Raw genomic sequence first — 17,893 nt, forward strand, 5'->3', positions numbered from 1 at the left:
AACCGTTATCTATTGAGAAAATCTAATCTATTGCCTAATGAATCAAGATAATAAACTTAAAAGTAGTGACTTTCCCAGTCTGTTGATTGCAGGCTTTGTATCCGTTATTGTTAATTATGGGGGGACTTTTATCTTAGTCTTTCAAGCAGCAAAAGTAGCGGGACTTAGTCCGGAGCTAACGACCTCATGGGTATGGGCTGTTTCTGTCGGTACGGGACTAAGTGGACTATGGTTGAGTATAAAATATAAGATGCCCATTATTACCGCTTGGTCGACTCCCGGTGCGGCTTTTCTGATTACGGCGCTGGATGGTATACCCTATAGCGATGCGATTGGTGCTTATCTGATTTCGGGAGCTGCATTTCTGTTGCTTGGTTTATCAGGTATGTTTAATCGCTTGATTAAACTTATTCCCAAAGGCGTTGCTGCCGGTCTGTTGGCAGGGATACTTTTCCCATTTGGTATCAATGCTTTTAAGGAGATACAAGTGGATCCCGTGTTGGTCTGTTTGCTATTTGGCTCCTTCATTTTCCTAAAAAGGTTTACTTCCCGATATGCGATATTAGGGGTGTTGGTTATTGGTCTCGGTTTTTTGATTGTGAGTGATAAGATCTCTTTTAGCGCAATTGAATGGAGCTTGGCAGTTCCTGTCTATACGAGTCCTTCTTTCTCACTAAACTCTTTGTTAAGCGTTGCACTACCTTTGTTTATCGTTACCCTAACGGGTCAATATATGCCAGGCATGCTGGTTTTGCGAAATGACGGATATAATATCAGTGCAAATCCGATTCTTACAGCCACCGGTTTGGGGTCTTTGATTTTCGGTTTTTTTGGATCTTCACCCTTTAATGTCGCAGCGATAACAGCGGCAATAGCGACGGGTAAGGATACGCATGAAAACCCAAAAAAAAGATTTGTAGCCGGAATTACATGTGGCGTTCTTTATACCTTGGTGGGCATTTTCGGTGTAACTTTTGTTGCGCTCTTTATGGCATTTCCTTCCTCATTTATTGCCCTTTTGGCGGGTTTAGCTCTATTAGGAACTATTGCGGGCAGTATTTCTAATGCGATGGAGGATGCATCTACTCGGGAGGCGGCATTGATAACGTTTCTCGTATCTGCTGCAAATGTCAGTTTGTTCGGGATTGGAGGTGCTTTCTGGGGCTTGGTGGCTGGTTTATTGACCTACACCATTATCCATGTGAAATTTCGGATTAAAACGGTCCATCAGGAACAACCTCTAGTTGCTACAAAGTCGATTTCCCTAAAAAATAATGTTAAATATTTAAGAAAAAAAGATGAAGTATAACTTTGGTGCTGGACCAGGCAAACTTGCAAAAGAGGTTCTTGAAGAGGCCTCTAAAGCGATTACGAATTTTAATAATACAGGACTTTCTATTCTGGAAATATCACATAGAAGTCAGTACTTTATGGATGTAGTCGACGAAGCGGAATCATTGGTGAGAGACCTTTTGGAGGTACCTGAAACACATGATATAATTTTTCTACAAGGAGGAGCTAGCACGCAATTTGCGATGGTGCCTATGAACTTGCTTCCGCCGGATGGTTTTGCGGCTTATTTAGATACAGGCGTGTGGGCCAACAAGGCAATCCAAGAAGCAAAGAGGTTTGGGGAGGTGGTCGTGGTCGGAAGCTCGATCAATGCCAACTATAATTTTCTTCCTCGGGATTTTAAGGTGTCTTCGAATGTTGCCTATTTCCACTATACCTCGAACAACACAATTTACGGAACCGCTTTTTCTTTTACCCCTGAGGTTACCGTTCCATTGGTTTGTGATATGTCTTCAGATATCTTCAGTCGTCGGATTGATGTTTCAAAATATAACTTGATTTATGCAGGTGCGCAGAAAAATGCGGGTCCGGCAGGGCTTACAATCGTAATAATTAAGAAAGGAATACTCGGACATGTAAAGCGTGTTATCCCGTTCATTTTTGATTATAGGCTGCATATTGAGAACAAGTCTATGTACAATACACCAGCTGTGTATGCTATTTATGTCGCTATGCTTAATTTTCGTTGGTTGACAAGGAAGGGAGGGGTGGCAGCAATCGAATTGGAGAATAACGCTAAGGCTGCGCTTTTATACCGAGAGATTGATGATAATCCTCTTTTTGTAGGAACTGCTAGGACGGAAGATCGATCTCGGATGAATGTTACTTTCACAATGGTTACGGCTGGTTTGGAGCAAGAGTTTTTAAATTTTTCGCGTGACCGTTACATAATCGGAATTGAAGGGCATCGTAGTACTGGTGGTTTTAGGGTGTCTCTTTACAATGCCGTTACCTTACAGGATGTTGAAGTGTTGGTCTCCGCGATGCGGGAGTTTAGCACGCAAAAGGAGCACGAAATTCGTTATTCAGCAATGCATGGAGGATAAGATGGAAAATAAAGAAATAGTCATACCTGGGTTAAATCAATTAGCTCGAAGAATATTTGAAGATAACCAAAAAAAGGGTTTTTGGGATAAAGAGCTGAATATCGGGGAGGCCCTTATGTTGATTACCAGCGAACTCGGCGAAGCGTTGGAGGCGGATCGAAAAGGAAGACATGTAAAATTTGAAGAATTTGAGCAGGCTTTGGAACGAGCGGGATATTGTTTGGAAGAATTTGGTGTGGACCACCATTATCGTTTAGTTTCTCAAATCTTTTTAGATCTCGTAAAAGATACTTTTGAGGATGAAATAACGGATGCCATGATTCGCTTGTTTGATCTTGCTGGCGCAATGGAGATTGATATTGAACAACATATATGGACGAAGCTCATGTACAACAGAGGTCGTCCTAGGTTACACGGTAAATTATACTAAACATGCACTATACAAGAAGTTCTGAGTTATTTCGTCATGCCCAGTGTTATATTCCAGGTGGAGTAAATTCGCCGGTAAGGGCGTTTAAAAATGTCGATGCGGTTCCTGTTTTTATCAAACGGGCGAAAGGAGCATATCTATATGATGAAGATGGAAATGAATATATTGATTATGTGAACTCATGGGGGCCGATGTTATATGGACATGCATTCCCTCCGGTGATTCAGGCAATAATCGATAAAGCTAAACTGGGCACCTCTTTTGGCGCACCGACGACTATGGAAAGCCAAATTGCTCAGTTAGCGGTATCCATGGTTCCCGGTATTGAGAAGATACGCTTTGTGAATTCTGGCACAGAAGCTGCCATGAGTGCCGTGAGATTGGCCAGGGGATACGTTGGAAAGCGTAAAATCATAAAATTTGCGGGATGCTACCACGGTCATGCCGACGGATTCTTAATTGCTGGAGGAAGTGGGCTTTCGACTTTAGGTATCGCGTCAAGTGCTGGCGTTACGGAAAGCGCAACTGTCGACACGCTATTGGCTTCCTATAACGATTTGGAGAGCGTGCGTTCGCTCTTTCGGAAATTTAAAGGCGAAATAGCAGCGGTTATAGTAGAACCTGTGGCTGGAAATATGGGATGTGTTCCGCCTGATAACGGATTTCTTAAGGGGTTGAGGAATATTTGTACGCATTATGAGGCTTTGCTCATTTTTGATGAAGTGATGACTGGGTTTCGATTGGCTAAGGGAGGAGCGCAAGAGTATTTTAAAGTGTTAGCGGATATCGTGGTGTTTGGGAAGATTGTAGGGGGAGGCTTGCCTGTTGGCGCATTTGCTGCTAAAAGTGACATAATGAATGAACTGGCTCCCGTAGGGGCGGTTTATCAAGCTGGCACGCTGTCTGGTAATCCATTAGCCATGGCTGCGGGGTATGAAATGTTGCGGGCAATAACGGAAGATGGGACTGTTTACGAAAGATTGGAGAGGAAAGGTCAATATCTTGAAGATGGAATGACCGCCTTGTTTAGAAAGTATAATATTGATTTTACGATCAATAGAGCGGGGTCGATGTGCTCTATTTTCTTTTGCAGAGGTAAGATTACGAATTTTGAAACCGCTCATGCTGCAGCAAATGATATGTTCACGCGTTTTTTTAACGGAATGTTGAAAAACGGTATTTATCTACCTCCATCTTCTTATGAAACATGGTTTCTCTCTGATGCTTTGTCTTTTAATGATCTCGACCGCACGTTGGAGGCCGTTGATTTGACGATTCGTCAGTTTTAAACGTTGATAATTATTGGATTTATTATATACGAATGAAATGATTAAAGCTGCTTTTTTTGATATAGATGGAACATTATTGAGTTTCAAGACGCATACTATTTCACCTTTAGTAATTAACGCGTTATATGAACTACGGAAAAATGGCGTATTCGTCTTTGCTGCCAGCGGGCGCTCGATAAATCAGATCAGGGAGGTGGTAGATTTTCCTTTTGATGGGTTTATCAGTTCGAATGGTGCATGTTGTATGGATGCGAATGGGATAGTGTTGTCACATGGTATGGTACCTAAAAGAGACATTCAACAGCTTGTTGATTATTTGAAGGCGGGGAATGGCCCATTTGCTTTTGCCTACACGACGGAGGCGGGAATGTTTGCGTATAATTTAAATGATAAAGTTAAGTTTCACTTTGTGCATACAAATGTTGCATTTCCAATAGAAGTGCCGCTGGAGGAAATTTTAGATGAAGATGTCCTTCAGATTACGTTGTACATTGATGCTGAAGAAGAGAAGGAACTTGCTGAGCGAGTCATGCCAAACTGTGAATTTACAAGGTGGCATGAGTTATTTGCGGACGTAAATAATATGGAATTCAACAAAGCCTCGGGTGTTCAAGTAATGCTGGACTATTATGGTATCGACCGACAAAAAACGGTTGCATTTGGTGATGGAGGGAATGATTTGAAGATGTTATTGTTTGTTGAGTATGGTGTTGCTATGGGGAATGCGGCACAATGGATTAAAGATCAAACTAAATATGTAACGGGTTCTGTTGATGAAGATGGTGTTTTAAACGCCTTGATTCAGTTTGGTTTAATTTCTCCAAAAATTATAGCGGATGAGTTTTCTGGACTAGGTTGAATTTAATTAACTGTAATACAGACAGTGTGTTATGAGCTGTTATGTTTGTATTGTCATAATAAATTACCAAGCTAATATTGTGTGTATTCAAAGTAATAGGTGAGATGTTGAGACCGTGGAATATTGAAATTCATTTTGATTATTCAGCTGAAAAAAAGGCTGTGTATCTTCAAATCGCAGATGTGATCATTGCCGAAATCTATGCCGGCCGCTTGCAAGCAGGTGATGCATTGCCTGGTAGTCGGACTTTAGCACGGATGTTTAAGGTCAACCGCAATACCATTGTGGAAGCTCTCGTTGTTTTAGTGAACGAGGAGTGGATCGTTTCTAAAGAACGGATAGGTACATTCGTTTCTTATTCCTTGCCTAGATTCTCTAGATCTTCTACGAAAGTATTGGAAGATGTTGCAGAAAATAAGGATGCTCCAAAAAAATATCGGACAAATTTTGATGATGGTTATCCGGATACAAAAATAGCACCAGTGGTCGAGCTGGCACGTGCTTACCGTGAAATTTTTAATCGAGAAGCACGCTGGCATCTTATGGGGTATGCGAGTGAGTTCGGACATCCCGACTTTATTCGGGCGATTGTTCAGAAGTTAAATCACGTGCGTGGAATGCAGGTGAATAGACATATGATTTGTATTACTAGAGGTAGCCAAATGGCGATGTACTTAGTTAGTCAATGTCTGCTTGATAAAGGGGATCTTGTCGCGGTTGAATACCCCGGTTATACTGATGCTTGGCGGGTGTTTGAGAATGCTGGTGCCGCACTGTTGCACATTCCGGTAGATTCTGACGGTCTTGTTGTGGATGAGTTGCGGAATCATTTAGAAAATGGCGTGCAGATTAAAGCGCTCTATACGACACCACATCACCAGTATCCAACGACCGTAACAATGACGCTTAAGCGAAGAGTTGAGTTAGTTCGGCTATCCAATGTTTATGGTTTTACGATTATTGAAGATGATTATGACAATGAGTTTCATTATGATTCTCGTCCCTTATTGCCATTATCTAGTTTGGCTGAGCTTCGTAAGTATGTGTATATCGGTACGATGAGTAAAGTGGTGGCTCCCGCATTGCGTATCGGATATTTAGCTGCTAACGATAATGATTTAGTGAAGAAAATAGGAGCTCTTCGTAAACTGATTGACGTGCAGGGGGATGGTATTATGGAACAGGCCGTTTTACAGTTGATTAATGATGGTACTATAAAAAGACATCTTAGGAAAGTGTCTTCTTATTATCGTGATAAACGGGATTTTGTGGAAGATCTTATTGAGGAATATCTGCGGGAAAAGGTGACGTATGCAACGCCAAGTGGAGGACTTGCTTTTTGGTTGGTGCCTTCAGGAGTGGTAAATTGGGAGGAGTTGAGCCATAAGCTTGAAACGAATAGCGTGAAACTTTTTACACCGGCCCGCTATGGGATTTATAATGAGTCGGGCGGTATACGAATTGGCTTTGGCGCGCTGACACGTGATGAACTTAGGTTTGGTATTAAGGTTTTAGCGAATTGTCTTTCTTAATGTTGTTTTAGTATTATAGAAAGGGGGGGGCAGTGGATTGATAGCGTTTTACTTAAAATTAGGTCTGCCAAAAGGAGGGTGGTTACAATTGGTAAAACTCTTTAATCGTATAACTGCCCTTGTTCAATTTCTTTAGCTGTTCGATCAGGTAATAGCGATGGAGAAATCCTGTGAGCACCACGATTGTTTGTCCTTTATGTGTATTGGCGATATCGAATATGTTCTTCGCCATGGTTTTGTTTCGTGTGTCCCAAAAATCGCACATCAGGGCATAGCCATCTTGGTAGCTGATTGTTTCTTGATTGGGCTTTGTTACATAATTTTCTTTGAACTCTGTTCGTTGGTTAACGATTTTCAATAAGCCACGGTGATATTGAGCGGTTTGCCTTTCCTTTGCAATTTTATCTGTTTTACTGTTGTTGAATTGTTCAGGGGGGCCTTCTGCAATTTTCATCAGCCGATTAGTTAGCTGAGAGAATTCTTCATAAATTTTAGACTCCGTAGGGCTTAATTTCTCTTCCTTGTACAGTTTGTCGATTAGTCGGAATGTTAAATTATCTGTGGGCACCATACCTAGATCCTTTCTGTACTGGTTTCTGCCTTCAAAATCAAAAGGTAGTCGTTTGGTGTTTGGGTATTTCTGAACATACTGATTACTCGCTTTGATCTCATTCCCCTTTGGGTTTGCCTCTTTTATGTATTCCTCCATGCCTTTGCTATCGACCTCATGTAGGATTATATCTGGTTTCACCTTGTCTAGAATATTAAACAGGATTTGCGGATGATAGTTTGGTACGCTATCGTGGATATTGCCAATGATGTATATTTCGGTTTTCTGTTGACTAAAAGTAAAAGTCGTCTGAAAAAGCAATACAAATAGGATGGCGGAGAGTGTCTTCATAATAAGCGAATATAGTGATAGCGCATGAGAGGTGAAAGTCAAAGCCCTAACTTTCGTTAGAGCTTTTTTGTCGGGGTGGCAGGATTGGCTCAGCCGCCCACGTCCCGCGCTAGGACCTGAGCCTCCTTTGGATCGAACCTCGGTTCTCATCGCTTGCCAACCCCTTAAACGAAAAAAGCCCTAACTTTCGTTAGAGCTTTTTCGTCGGGGTGGCAGGATTCGAACCTACGACCTCCACATCCCAAATGTGGCGCGATACCGGGCTACGCTACACCCCGAAAAGGTATCACCTTTGTTTTTGTGTGATGCAAATATAAAGCATTTTTTATCGTTGTCAATACTTTTTTTACTTATTTGAGGTAATGAGCTCGTTATATGTGAAATATATTTTTCAGAAAGATTTATCTGATGAAAGGTAGACCCATATTATGAGTCGTATTGCCGCTTTAGTTCCGATTGCAGAAGGTTTATTTGTTTTTTAACATGGAGATGGGAGTTATTCAGATTTGAAAATTTTGGCACTAATTGACAAAAGAGCGACTAAATTTTACAGAGTAACCCTTATTTTGTTTCCATTAGCGAATTCCCTAGGACAGGATAGTGCTTGACATTGAAAAAATAAAATAAGACGGAATGATAGAAGGACTTTATGAGACACATATTCAGGTAAGTGATTTAGAAGCAGCAACGAAGTTTTATACCGAAGTACTGGGCTTGCGGTTTGCACATCGCGATGAGACCAGGCCTATTGTATTTTTGTGGGTAGGTGAAGGGAAAGACTATATGTTGGGGTTGTGGGAAAATAAAGAAAATCTGCAACCGAGACATTTTGCTTTTCGAAGCAGCAAAGAAAATATTCTTAATTTTTCGGAACAGTATCTAACACAGCGTGCGCTGAAACCGTATAACTTCCTGAAAGATGGGACCTCGAAGCCTATGGTTTTTGCATGGATGCCAGCTTTAGCAATTTATTTTAATGACCCCGACGGAAACCAACTTGAATTTATTTCCATCTTAGATGGTAACCCACAACCCGAGCGAGGCGTGGTTTCCTATGCGGAGTGGATTGCGTGATAGTCGTTGTAATAAGCGAGAAATTAGATGAAAGTTGATTTATGGAAGATAACAAACAGCAGATTCCCCATTTCATAGGGTAATGTATTTGTTGGATATCCTAAAAATCTATTTAAGAAATATTATAAGGTGTGATCCGCAAATAATAAGGGGATGTAAAAAACATTTTTTGCATCCCCTTTTATTTGTGGACTATCGAGTGCGTATATTGGGGTTTACCCGTGGTGCATTTTCATATGACTCCAAGTAGACGATATCGCTGGCTATACAGCCTCCGTTATCAATTACCCAACGCAAAGCTGCTTTGCCTCCGTTTGTTAGGGTAACTGTTGCATTATGCTGCGTGGTGTTATTCATTTCGACCTCTCCGCTGATCACCTCCCAGTAAGCTGTGCCTGCAACAGCTGCGGTTGCAGCCATCAAGAAGGTCTTCTGTTTATACTTGCGTTGGCTTGGACCAGCTATGGCAACTGGCATCTCGTAAAATGTGACCGTTACTTTAGTTCGTTCTGCGCTCTCACAGTTGTTGAGGGAGGTCAATGCAGCGTAGTACGTGCCTGTTTCCAAGGGGGTATTTACGTTTAACGACTCCTGGCCATTGATACTGCTGTGCCAGGAAAGTGTGGCCCCGGTCGCAGTAATATAATCCAAAGTTTGCTGATCGACACGGAGGTCCGAGACAGTAGGACTGTTCGTACTACAGAAAGAAAGGTCTACTATTCCTCCAGGCAAGTGTACTAATTCAGGGGTGTAGGAAACGGTGATAAAATCTTCCGCCGTACATTGTTGATTGGCTGGGACTGTTGCATCATAAATAATCTCCACTTTGTATTCGCCATCTAGGCCGTATGCGCGTGCGTCGATCTCGACAGCGCTAGGGGCTGTGTTCAGCAATACGAAAACACCTTTATTGTTTTTTTTGTACCATTTATATTGGGAAAGATTTCCGCCGAAGAATTGTTCAGCCGATAGGAGGTAGGAGCTACTTACCTGCGGGTTTATTACGGCGCAAGGAAGATCTTCTCCTAATCCGATAAGGCCAGGTGTCCCCGCTAGAAATATTACATTTTGATTGTTGTTACCCGCATTTCCGGAGTTGACCTGAAACAGCAGCGGTGCCTCGCTGGCCTTTATCCCACCGATACTGACAAAGTCGTATCGATTACGGTCGTTCGGATTGGCGTACTTAATGGTGGATCCTGTGCTGGATAAGCGTGAGGTAACCACATTGAGGCTACAGGGGGTGCCGCTCAAAGATAGATCTTCGGTGACGGTCAACGTTGTGTTTTCCTGAAGGGTCAGGGTTAAGGCGCGGGGTGCCAGAAACAAGATGTCCGTGGTTATATTACCCGTAAATCTACGGCTATGGTTCAGCCGGATTTCATGAAAAGAAAGGTCGCCCTGAATCTTGTAATCATTGGAAAGGGTTCCACCGGTAGTTTCAACGTAATGGTATTGATGCCCATTTGTTCCCAGAAAATTACCACCAACAAAAATACGGCTTCCCGCTGCGAAAAGCGTGTCGTTTCCTTTCAAAAGATCCCAATTGGCAACGGTCCATTCACTGTTCTCTATATTCAGGTGTTTTGTGATGAAAGAAGAGGTGAAATCTGTGTACAGTTTAATCGTGGAGTTGGTTGCAATAACATGTCCTCCATTAAAATTAAAGCTTCCCGCCGTGAAGTTAAGGTTGCTTATGTTTAGGGTGCCGGCGGAGATTGTAAACCAGCTGCCTCCCGTAAGTGTATCCATGTCGAAGATAACTTTTTTTGCCGAACTTTGTGAATAGCTGCTTTGCACACGCATGTTCCCACGAAAGGTCCACGTTGTTGTTGGGGTGGTTATATTTAAGGTGTAAGCACCAGATGCTTGCTTGGCGGAGCTACGGTTGATTATTGTGGCCGCACTGGTCGTGCTAAATAGGCCTAAGTTTTGGATAAACATACCACGTCCCATTTCTATTCGATCCCCATAAATGTACAGCGATGTTCCACTCTTATGTTGAATTTCTAAATTTTCGGGACAATCTTCATCCGCAATAAGGTTATTGATGGAGGCTATTGCACCTTCGGTGACAATAGGAAGATTGCGGTTGGAGAAACTGTTAAATCGGACATTGTCAGCTCGCGTAGGCATACAACCGCCCGAAGGACTACCATCGCTGTTTGTGGTCCAATTATCGGGGTTGAACCACTTATTGTCTGCCGCACCGATCCAGTATAAGTCCTTAGGCTCTTTGTCGATAAATTGCCAGTTTTTTACATCCCTAACGATCGAGCCTGTTGCGTTATAGGATACACCGGTGGATATATCGGCCTGTACACCCGTCATGATTACATTGGGAATAAAGATATCTTTTAGTGCACGGAATTTGAAAAAAGTGCCTTCTGGTGCTACGAGGGTACTGTTCACCTGTGTAGCGTACATCTCCATACTGCCTTTGCAATCTTCGGTATGTGTAATCAGCTGATCGCGGATTAGCAGTTGCAGATTGAGTTGCACGCGGAGAATTCCATTTGCGGGGACTTCTAAAATGCCGATATCGACGTTATTTCTAAAGGAGAGCGTAGTACCTTTCTTCTCGCTAATCAACCGCAGACTTTTTGCATTAATGTTGGCGATTATAGTCACGTCGTTTCCGTATACAAGAATATCGGAGAAGCTTGTATTGGCACCCCCACTGATACTGAACGAGGGACTGGAATAGATGCTGGGTGCAAGAATCACATCATGGTAGCTGTGGTTTGGGGAAGAGGTGATGCTACCTGTCAGGCGAAATTCTAATGTTGATCCTGCTGCTTGCAGGGCGCCTTTGGTGCTGTATTCCCAGCTCTGATAAAGACTTATTTTAGAATCGCTGATGTTCAAGTCCCATTTCCCCATAGTATTAACGGGGGAGTTATAGGGGGCAATACTGTAGAAATTTGCACCAATATATATGTTTTTTTTGTTACTGTTGAGCATTCCTCCTAAGAAATAAATGGATCCATTTACTATAGTTTTCAGGTCATCAGATAAGGTCCAGTCACCTAGCCCTGAAAAGTATAACATATAGAAGGAGGAGCCATTAGATGTAATGGTCTCTCCTGGATCTTTACTTTGGAACAATACACTTAGGTTTATGGAGATACCCTGCTTCATGTACCACGAGCCATAGCAAGCCATACTCTCTCCGGTAAATATTAGGTTGCTGTTGGGGAGTTCGTCCTTGATGGTTATATCGTGGAAGGTAGCAGGCGATCCGCTTACCGTTATGTTTCCTGTAATCTTTGAATTTGCGTCGAAGATGACATTGTCGTTCGAGTTTGGAATACAGACTCCGCCGGTTCCGCCTGAACTGTAAGACCAGTTTTCCTGGGTATTCCATTCGTTGTCGCCCGCGGTGCCGACCCAAAAAAGATTCTTAACGGGAGCCGAGGTGATAAAGCTCATCGTGCCCGGAGTAGGGTTTCCTAAGTCCACACCCGAGACAGCAATCGTACCCCCCACCCCTGTGATGTTTTTTATTTCTGCATTATTTACTTCCAGCGTGGAACCTGTTTGGTTAACGATCTGTGCGTTGGTTTTACCAACAATAGCAAAAAGCCCGTCGCAGATATCTGTATGGCTTGTTATCTCTCCCGTGATATTTAGACTGATATTGTTGGATATCGTAAAGGTTCTTCTTGGTGCTAATGAAAGACTTCCTATGGTTATGTTGGTGAGTAAATTTCCATTTGTTTTGATGAAATTAAGGCTGTCAATAGTCAGGAGATATGCATTAATCCCTGCTGTATATCCTTGTGTTTCAATGTTAATCTTGTGAAATCTTGTCTGTGTATTTGAACAATTTAAAAGGGTTTGCTCTCCGCTGGTCTTTGAGGGATGACTTAAATTCAACGTGAATTTACTGGGGGCAACAACGCCGTGAAATTGCCAACCCTCTTGGGTTAGATGTATGGTTGAGTTATCAGGAACGGTTAAGGTGTAGGGACCAGTAAAGTTTCCGAGGATACCACCGATTCTCATATATTTTAGTGCGGGTAGGTTTAGGTTGAGGACCGCATCGTTCCTAAAATCAAGGTAACCGTGTGTGGTATTACTACGAATCGTTTCTAGTTGAGGGAAAGAAAGTGTAGGAGTTCCTCTGAGGACGAAAGAGCTATAATTTGAGGCTCCTTCATTCAGGTAGCGGCTGTTTAAAAGTAAGGTGGTTAGCGCTGGCATATCGACCTTCGTCTGTCCTTCGATATAGAGGACGTCTGTTTTTAGTGTGTCGCCATGGTACTCAAAATGACCTTCCTGCAACATTGTGCGGAAAGAACGTTCATTTTGGTTGTTGAAGTTGTCGGCTACGATTAACTTTCCAGCACCGATTTTTGCAAATTCCATTTCCAGCATGGCGCCGTTGTTTGTTAATGTCGCAACCTCTGTATTGGAAGGATTTATCTGTAAAAAAATATTTAAAGCCTCAGATCGAAGTTTAACATAGGGTTGCAACGTTACATCCCCATAGACGGTGATATTATTGGGACCATAGATATAAGGTGAATTATTGCTATGGAGATCCGGCTTGAAGGTGAGCGATTTGATATGCACGGCCGCTGTGGTGTTGATGGACTTGTTGGTCGCACCATTAAAGCCGGAGTTGGCATCGATGATGACATGGGTATTTGCATTGGGTATGGAGGAGGGCAGTGTTGCCCCCGGGCTTCCCGACTGGAAGGACCAGTGGCGCAGGTCGTCCCAGTTTCCGGTGCCACCGATCCAGTACATGGTCTGCTGCTGTGCAGCGGCCTTCATGCTGCATAAGAGTAGGAGCAGTCCAATGGCCGCTGTTAGAAAGTGCTTGATATGCTGCATGGTCTTATTTTATTACTTTAAACACTATGTTCATGTAGCTGTCTTCGGTAACAGCTGCGCTAGCTTTAACCGTATAGGCCAGTACGCCCGCTGCCGTGATGCTCACATTTTCAAATAAAGCCTGGTCGTAATAGGTAATGAAATAGGCCAACTCCTGCGCCAGGTAGTTGGGGAGTGATTCGCCGGGATTGCTACTGACAATGGGGGTACCAAATTGGGTTTTGTAGATATCGTAGAGATTGACCTCCAGCTGCCCGTTGCCATTGAGGTTGCCGGTTAAGGGGAGTACGATCGATGGACAGTAGAAAAAAAGCGGTGCCACGGCATTGGCCTTTTGTAGCGTTCCCGTTTCGTTCATCACCATAATGGCGCTCTCTTTTGCGCTATACTCTTTCGTAAGCCCCTCGATGCTCAAGGTGTTGGCGACCGAGGTGCCGATATGGGTTGGAACCGTTAAGGGGCCGCCCAGTTGCACATCATTATTGTTCTTCTTGATACCATTGGTGGCGGTAAAGGCATTTATCGCCTTTAGATCCACTGAAACATGTTCCTCTTCCTCGGTCGTAAAGCTCAGGATATGGGTCGTTTCATTGTAGGTGACGTCGTTCCCGTTTCGTTCCGGGACTTTGATCCACTTGGTTCCATTGTTGTAATAGATGCCGGGGACGATATCCGTTTGGCTGGCCAGGTTGTAAACCACCATGCCGTGTTCGTGCTGGCTGAGTGGTGCAGGGCTTATTGTGCTGGCCAGCGATAGTCGAGGGAACAGTAATCCGCGTCGGACACTGCTCAGGTCGAGTATCGCGTTCTTGTTTGGGGAACGATCTGTGGTAGAAATATCATCATCGATTTTTACTTGTGCAGAGACTGTGCCCAAAGTGATGAGGCACAGTGCAATACTGATGAAATAAGGTTTAATCATAGTAGTTATGCATTTATTCTAAATAAATCGCAAAAGACTCATTATTAATTGTTCATTAATACCATATTAAGCCAGATTGTTAATGTAAAAAGACGATTCTTTCGCAAGGTAGCTATTCCGCGTGTAGGCTCTGGGTGCGGACTCGGGTGATCCAAGCGATGATGAGACAAATGGCGACCATCAAACCCGCAATCCCAATAATATATAGGAAAACTCCTGTTACTCCTCCGGTGGTGGTTGGATTCAGGAAGGGGTAGGGGTACCATCCTGTATACACTGCGCGTACAAAGGTGAAGATAGTCCACAGGAGAGGGAATATAAGCCAACATAAGGATTCCCATGATGAAACAGGTCGTTTCGATGGATAGAGTAACCACCAAATGACGATAAATAAAGGTCCCAATTCATGCAGAACAAAGTTGCTCCAATTGAACTTACCAGGGGTTGGGTTTACCGCAGCATCTTTGAGCAACAAAGCGAAGATAATTCCTGTAACAAGCATATATAAAACGGCTGCTCCGCGCAGATGATGGAACCAGGAAGGGGTGCCTTTGTGACGTAAAAAGGCTACGGCTGCCATGATATAGGTTGTTGCGGCAATCAAGTTGCTCTGCACCGTAAAGAAGCTGAATCTATTCCATCCATAATCATACGCTTCGGGAGCTACTTTCCAAGCGTTCCAGGGTGCAATGGCATTGACGGTTATAATCGACATCACAATTAAAACGAAGGCATGGAACCCTGTTGCGGTTCTGGAGGAGCTTGTTTTTTTCATAAGCTGGTCGTTCTAGTAAAATTACATAATATGTATAACATTCACGAATGCTTATCTGGTAAGCTATTTAGAAATTAGAAATTGAAAAGATTAAAAAAGGAGAGCATGTGACTGTTGCAGGTAAATTGTTAAAAAAGTGTTTTTCTCTTTTCAAATGTTAATTATTTCCCTATCTTTGTCCCCCAGTGAAAAATGAGGTCACATATCTCATCGCATCGTCGAAAAAAACCAATGGTTTCATTGGACAGACTTATATTTAATTGATGTTTAGCCCGTTTGGGCTTTTTTTGTATCTCATTGAAAAACGAATTGTAATAAATATAGTTATAAAAAGAATGACCAACTACAGTAAATTACCAGCTATTTTGGTGCTTGAAGACGGAACAGTTTACCACGGTAAAGCGGCAGGGAAAATTGGAACGACGACAGGTGAGATCTGTTTCAATACAGGTACGACAGGTTATCAGGAAATCTTTACTGATCCTTCTTACTATGGGCAAATTATGGTAACCACCAATGCGCACATCGGTAACTATGGTATTGATGAGGATGATACGGAATCAGCATCGATTCAGATTGCTGGCCTAGTATGTAAGAACTATAATATCAATTATAGTCGCCAAATGGCAGATACGTCTATTCAGTCGTATTTTGAAGAAGAGAACTTAGTTGGTATTTCAGATATTGATACCCGTTCTTTGGTTCGCCATATCCGCAGTAAAGGAGCTATGAACGCTATTATTTCTTCAGAGAACCTTGATGTAGCGTCTTTGAAAGCGAAATTAGCGGAAGTGCCTTCGATGGATGGGTTGGAGCTTTCTTCTTTTGTATCGACAAAAGAGCCTTATTATTATGGGGAAGAATCAGCGCCTACGCGTATTGCGGTTCTTGATTTGGGTATCAAAAAGAACATCTTACGTAATTTTGATGCGCGTCAGGTATATGCTAAGGTATTCCCGGCAAAAACAACCTTCCAAGAGATGGAAGCGTGGAATCCGGATGGATATTTCATCTCAAACGGGCCTGGCGATCCTTCAGCAATGGAATATGCAATCACTACAGTAAAAGAAATTTTAGCCGCAGATAAACCTATGTTCGGTATCTGTTTAGGGCATCAGATTTTAGCGTTAGCAAATGATATCCGTACACAGAAGATGCATAATGGTCACCGTGGAATTAATCACCCGGTAAAAAATATTATTGCTAACCGTTGCGAGATTACATCACAAAACCATGGTTTTGGTGTGGTAGCAGAAGATATCGAAAAGTCGGATAAAGTGGAAATCACACACGTGAACTTGAACGATCAGTCGATCGAAGGTATTCGCGTAAAAGGGCAGAAGGCATTTTCGGTGCAATATCACCCGGAGTCTTCTCCAGGACCACACGATTCACGCTATTTGTTTGATGATTTCGTTGCGATGATAAAGCAATAAAAAATTTAGAAAAGGCTAAACTGTAGGGTTTAGCTTTTTTTTGTTAAGTTTGATTTTACTAACATAAATCAGTATCTTAGTGTTCGTAATACACTAAGCCGAAATTTATAAAGACAATAATATAAAGATGAGTTTAATAATTGATGTTCATGCGCGTCAGATCCTTGATTCGCGCGGTAACCCTACAATTGAAGTAGATGTTACTACACAAAATGGTTTTGTTGGTCGTGCTGCTGTACCTTCTGGTGCTTCTACAGGTGTTCATGAGGCTGTAGAGTTACGCGATGGCGATAAAACAAAATACCTGGGTAAAGGCGTTTTGAAAGCGGTTGAAAATGTAAATACTAAGATTGCTGAGGCGTTGCGTGGTGTTGATGTTTTTGAACAAAACACGATTGACAAAATTATGATCGATCTTGATGGAACAGAGAATAAAGGTGCTTTAGGCGCGAATGCTATTCTTGGTGTTTCCTTGGCGGTTGCGAAAGCGGCTGCGCAAGAATCTCATCAGCCATTATACCGTTACATTGGTGGTGTGAATGCAAATACATTACCTATTCCAATGATGAATATCATCAACGGTGGTTCTCACTCTGATGCACCTATTGCATTCCAAGAGTTTATGATTATGCCTGTTGGCGCGCCTTCATTCTCTGAAGCATTGCGTTGGGGAACAGAAGTATTCCATACATTAAAGAAAATTTTGCACGACCGTGGTTTATCTACAGCGGTAGGTGATGAAGGTGGTTTTGCGCCTACATTCGATGGTACCGAAGATGCTATCGAGACGGTTCTTAAAGCTATTGAAACAGCAGGTTACAAACCAGGTTCTGATATTTGTTTGGCGTTAGACTGTGCGGCATCAGAATTCTACAAAGACGGAAAATACAACTACGCGAAATTTGAAGGTGATAAAGGCGCTGTTCGTACAAGTGAAGAGCAAGCTTCTTACCTCGCTGAATTGAGCGTGAAATATCCTATTATCTCTATCGAAGATGGTATGGGTGAAGACGACTGGGCAGGATGGAAAACATTAACGGAGAAAGTTGGTGACCGTGTACAACTTGTAGGGGATGATTTATTTGTTACAAACACAAAACGTTTGCAACAAGGTATCGATACGGACACAGCAAATTCAATTCTTGTTAAAGTAAACCAAATCGGTTCATTGACAGAGACGATCAATGCAGTGACATTGGCGCAGAACTCAGGTTATACATCCGTGATGTCTCACCGTTCAGGTGAAACAGAAGATGCTACAATTGCGGATCTTGCTGTAGCATTGAACTGTGGTCAAATCAAAACTGGTTCGGCTTCTCGTTCAGATCGTATGGCTAAATACAACCAATTACTTCGTATCGAAGAAGAGTTGGGAAGCAATGCGCGCTTTATCGGCAAGAACTTTAAATTTGCTATTAAGTAAGAAGATCTTTT

At 42.6% G+C, this 17,893-nt stretch carries 13 protein-coding genes and 1 tRNA gene; 9 read left to right on the forward strand and 5 right to left on the reverse strand.

Annotated features, from left to right (window positions below; translation table 11 throughout):
- Positions 1-37 precede the first annotated feature (37 nt).
- From E2P86_RS03770 to pdxR, 6 genes are all read left to right on the forward strand, one after another.
- Positions 38-1,309 carry a benzoate/H(+) symporter BenE family transporter gene (locus E2P86_RS03770; RefSeq protein WP_134430853.1) on the forward strand — a complete coding sequence of 424 codons (1,272 nt, stop codon included), beginning with the start codon at positions 38-40 and terminating at the stop codon, positions 1,307-1,309.
- Positions 1,299-2,399 carry a 3-phosphoserine/phosphohydroxythreonine transaminase gene (gene serC, locus E2P86_RS03775; RefSeq protein WP_085472060.1) on the forward strand — a complete coding sequence of 367 codons (1,101 nt, stop codon included), beginning with the start codon at positions 1,299-1,301 and terminating at the stop codon, positions 2,397-2,399. Before E2P86_RS03770 ends, serC begins: the two co-directional genes overlap by 11 nt.
- Before the next feature lies 1 nt (position 2,400).
- Complete coding sequence (locus tag E2P86_RS03780) at positions 2,401-2,829, forward strand: nucleoside triphosphate pyrophosphohydrolase family protein (protein ID WP_134430856.1); 429 nt, start codon at positions 2,401-2,403, stop codon at positions 2,827-2,829.
- 2 nt (positions 2,830-2,831) lie between these two features.
- Complete coding sequence (gene hemL, locus E2P86_RS03785; protein WP_134430859.1) at positions 2,832-4,118, forward strand: glutamate-1-semialdehyde 2,1-aminomutase; 1,287 nt, start codon at positions 2,832-2,834, stop codon at positions 4,116-4,118.
- 37 nt (positions 4,119-4,155) lie between these two features.
- Positions 4,156-4,977 (forward strand): Cof-type HAD-IIB family hydrolase, encoded by an 822-nt coding sequence (locus tag E2P86_RS03790; RefSeq protein ID WP_262708594.1) that lies wholly within the window; start codon positions 4,156-4,158, stop codon positions 4,975-4,977.
- A 104-nt stretch (positions 4,978-5,081) separates the two neighbouring features.
- A complete protein-coding gene (gene pdxR / locus E2P86_RS03795) occupies positions 5,082-6,509 on the forward strand; it encodes a MocR-like pyridoxine biosynthesis transcription factor PdxR (RefSeq protein ID WP_085472056.1) in 1,428 nt (475 codons plus the stop codon).
- An 82-nt stretch (positions 6,510-6,591) separates the two neighbouring features.
- Here the strand turns inward: pdxR and E2P86_RS03800 are convergent, their stop codons facing one another.
- Entirely contained in the window at positions 6,592-7,410 is an 819-nt protein-coding gene (locus E2P86_RS03800; RefSeq protein WP_085472487.1) for a TraB/GumN family protein, read from the reverse strand.
- A gap of 204 nt (positions 7,411-7,614) precedes the next feature.
- Positions 7,615-7,688, reverse strand: a tRNA-Pro gene (locus E2P86_RS03805).
- 355 nt (positions 7,689-8,043) lie between these two features.
- On the opposite strand from E2P86_RS03805, the gene E2P86_RS03810 reads away from it, so the two are divergent.
- Positions 8,044-8,484: a VOC family protein gene (locus E2P86_RS03810; protein ID WP_134430865.1), complete on the forward strand. Its 441-nt coding sequence runs from the start codon at positions 8,044-8,046 to the stop codon at positions 8,482-8,484.
- 192 nt (positions 8,485-8,676) lie between these two features.
- On the opposite strand, the gene E2P86_RS03815 is transcribed toward E2P86_RS03810, so the two are convergent.
- The 3 genes from E2P86_RS03815 to E2P86_RS03825 form a co-directional block, all read right to left on the reverse strand.
- Positions 8,677-13,326 carry an immunoglobulin domain-containing protein gene (locus tag E2P86_RS03815; RefSeq protein WP_134430869.1) on the reverse strand — a complete coding sequence of 1,550 codons (4,650 nt, stop codon included), beginning with the start codon at positions 13,324-13,326 and terminating at the stop codon, positions 8,677-8,679.
- Between the two features lie 4 nt (positions 13,327-13,330).
- A complete protein-coding gene (locus tag E2P86_RS03820; RefSeq protein WP_134430872.1) occupies positions 13,331-14,248 on the reverse strand; it encodes a hypothetical protein in 918 nt (305 codons plus the stop codon).
- A 112-nt stretch (positions 14,249-14,360) separates the two neighbouring features.
- Positions 14,361-15,023: a Pr6Pr family membrane protein gene (locus E2P86_RS03825; RefSeq protein ID WP_134430875.1), complete on the reverse strand. Its 663-nt coding sequence runs from the start codon at positions 15,021-15,023 to the stop codon at positions 14,361-14,363.
- Between the two features lie 335 nt (positions 15,024-15,358).
- On the opposite strand from E2P86_RS03825, the gene carA reads away from it, so the two are divergent.
- Together carA and eno are read left to right on the forward strand one after the other, a co-directional pair.
- Complete coding sequence (gene carA, locus E2P86_RS03830) at positions 15,359-16,459, forward strand: glutamine-hydrolyzing carbamoyl-phosphate synthase small subunit (RefSeq protein WP_134430878.1); 1,101 nt, start codon at positions 15,359-15,361, stop codon at positions 16,457-16,459.
- Positions 16,460-16,586: 127 nt separating this feature from the next.
- Entirely contained in the window at positions 16,587-17,882 is a 1,296-nt protein-coding gene (eno, locus tag E2P86_RS03835) for a phosphopyruvate hydratase (protein ID WP_085472044.1), read from the forward strand.
- Positions 17,883-17,893 lie beyond the last annotated feature (11 nt).

The sequence above is a fragment of the Sphingobacterium psychroaquaticum genome (genome assembly GCF_004421025.1).
In the GTDB taxonomy this organism is placed as follows: domain Bacteria; phylum Bacteroidota; class Bacteroidia; order Sphingobacteriales; family Sphingobacteriaceae; genus Sphingobacterium; species Sphingobacterium psychroaquaticum.

What these genes read in the sequence shown, in the direction of transcription:
- E2P86_RS03770 (WP_134430853.1), top strand. Translation starts at nt 38, where the DNA reads ATGAATCAAGATAATAAACTTAAAAGTAGTGACTTTCCCAGTCTGTTG.
- serC (WP_085472060.1), top strand. Translation starts at nt 1,299, where the DNA reads ATGAAGTATAACTTTGGTGCTGGACCAGGCAAACTTGCAAAAGAGGTT.
- E2P86_RS03780 (WP_134430856.1), top strand. Translation starts at nt 2,401, where the DNA reads ATGGAAAATAAAGAAATAGTCATACCTGGGTTAAATCAATTAGCTCGA.
- hemL (WP_134430859.1), top strand. Translation starts at nt 2,832, where the DNA reads ATGCACTATACAAGAAGTTCTGAGTTATTTCGTCATGCCCAGTGTTAT.
- E2P86_RS03790 (WP_262708594.1), top strand. Translation starts at nt 4,156, where the DNA reads ATGATTAAAGCTGCTTTTTTTGATATAGATGGAACATTATTGAGTTTC.
- pdxR (WP_085472056.1), top strand. Translation starts at nt 5,082, where the DNA reads ATGTTGAGACCGTGGAATATTGAAATTCATTTTGATTATTCAGCTGAA.
- E2P86_RS03800 (WP_085472487.1), bottom strand. Translation starts at nt 7,410, where the DNA reads ATGAAGACACTCTCCGCCATCCTATTTGTATTGCTTTTTCAGACGACT.
- E2P86_RS03810 (WP_134430865.1), top strand. Translation starts at nt 8,044, where the DNA reads ATGATAGAAGGACTTTATGAGACACATATTCAGGTAAGTGATTTAGAA.
- E2P86_RS03815 (WP_134430869.1), bottom strand. Translation starts at nt 13,326, where the DNA reads ATGCAGCATATCAAGCACTTTCTAACAGCGGCCATTGGACTGCTCCTA.
- E2P86_RS03820 (WP_134430872.1), bottom strand. Translation starts at nt 14,248, where the DNA reads ATGATTAAACCTTATTTCATCAGTATTGCACTGTGCCTCATCACTTTG.
- E2P86_RS03825 (WP_134430875.1), bottom strand. Translation starts at nt 15,023, where the DNA reads ATGAAAAAAACAAGCTCCTCCAGAACCGCAACAGGGTTCCATGCCTTC.
- carA (WP_134430878.1), top strand. Translation starts at nt 15,359, where the DNA reads ATGACCAACTACAGTAAATTACCAGCTATTTTGGTGCTTGAAGACGGA.
- eno (WP_085472044.1), top strand. Translation starts at nt 16,587, where the DNA reads ATGAGTTTAATAATTGATGTTCATGCGCGTCAGATCCTTGATTCGCGC.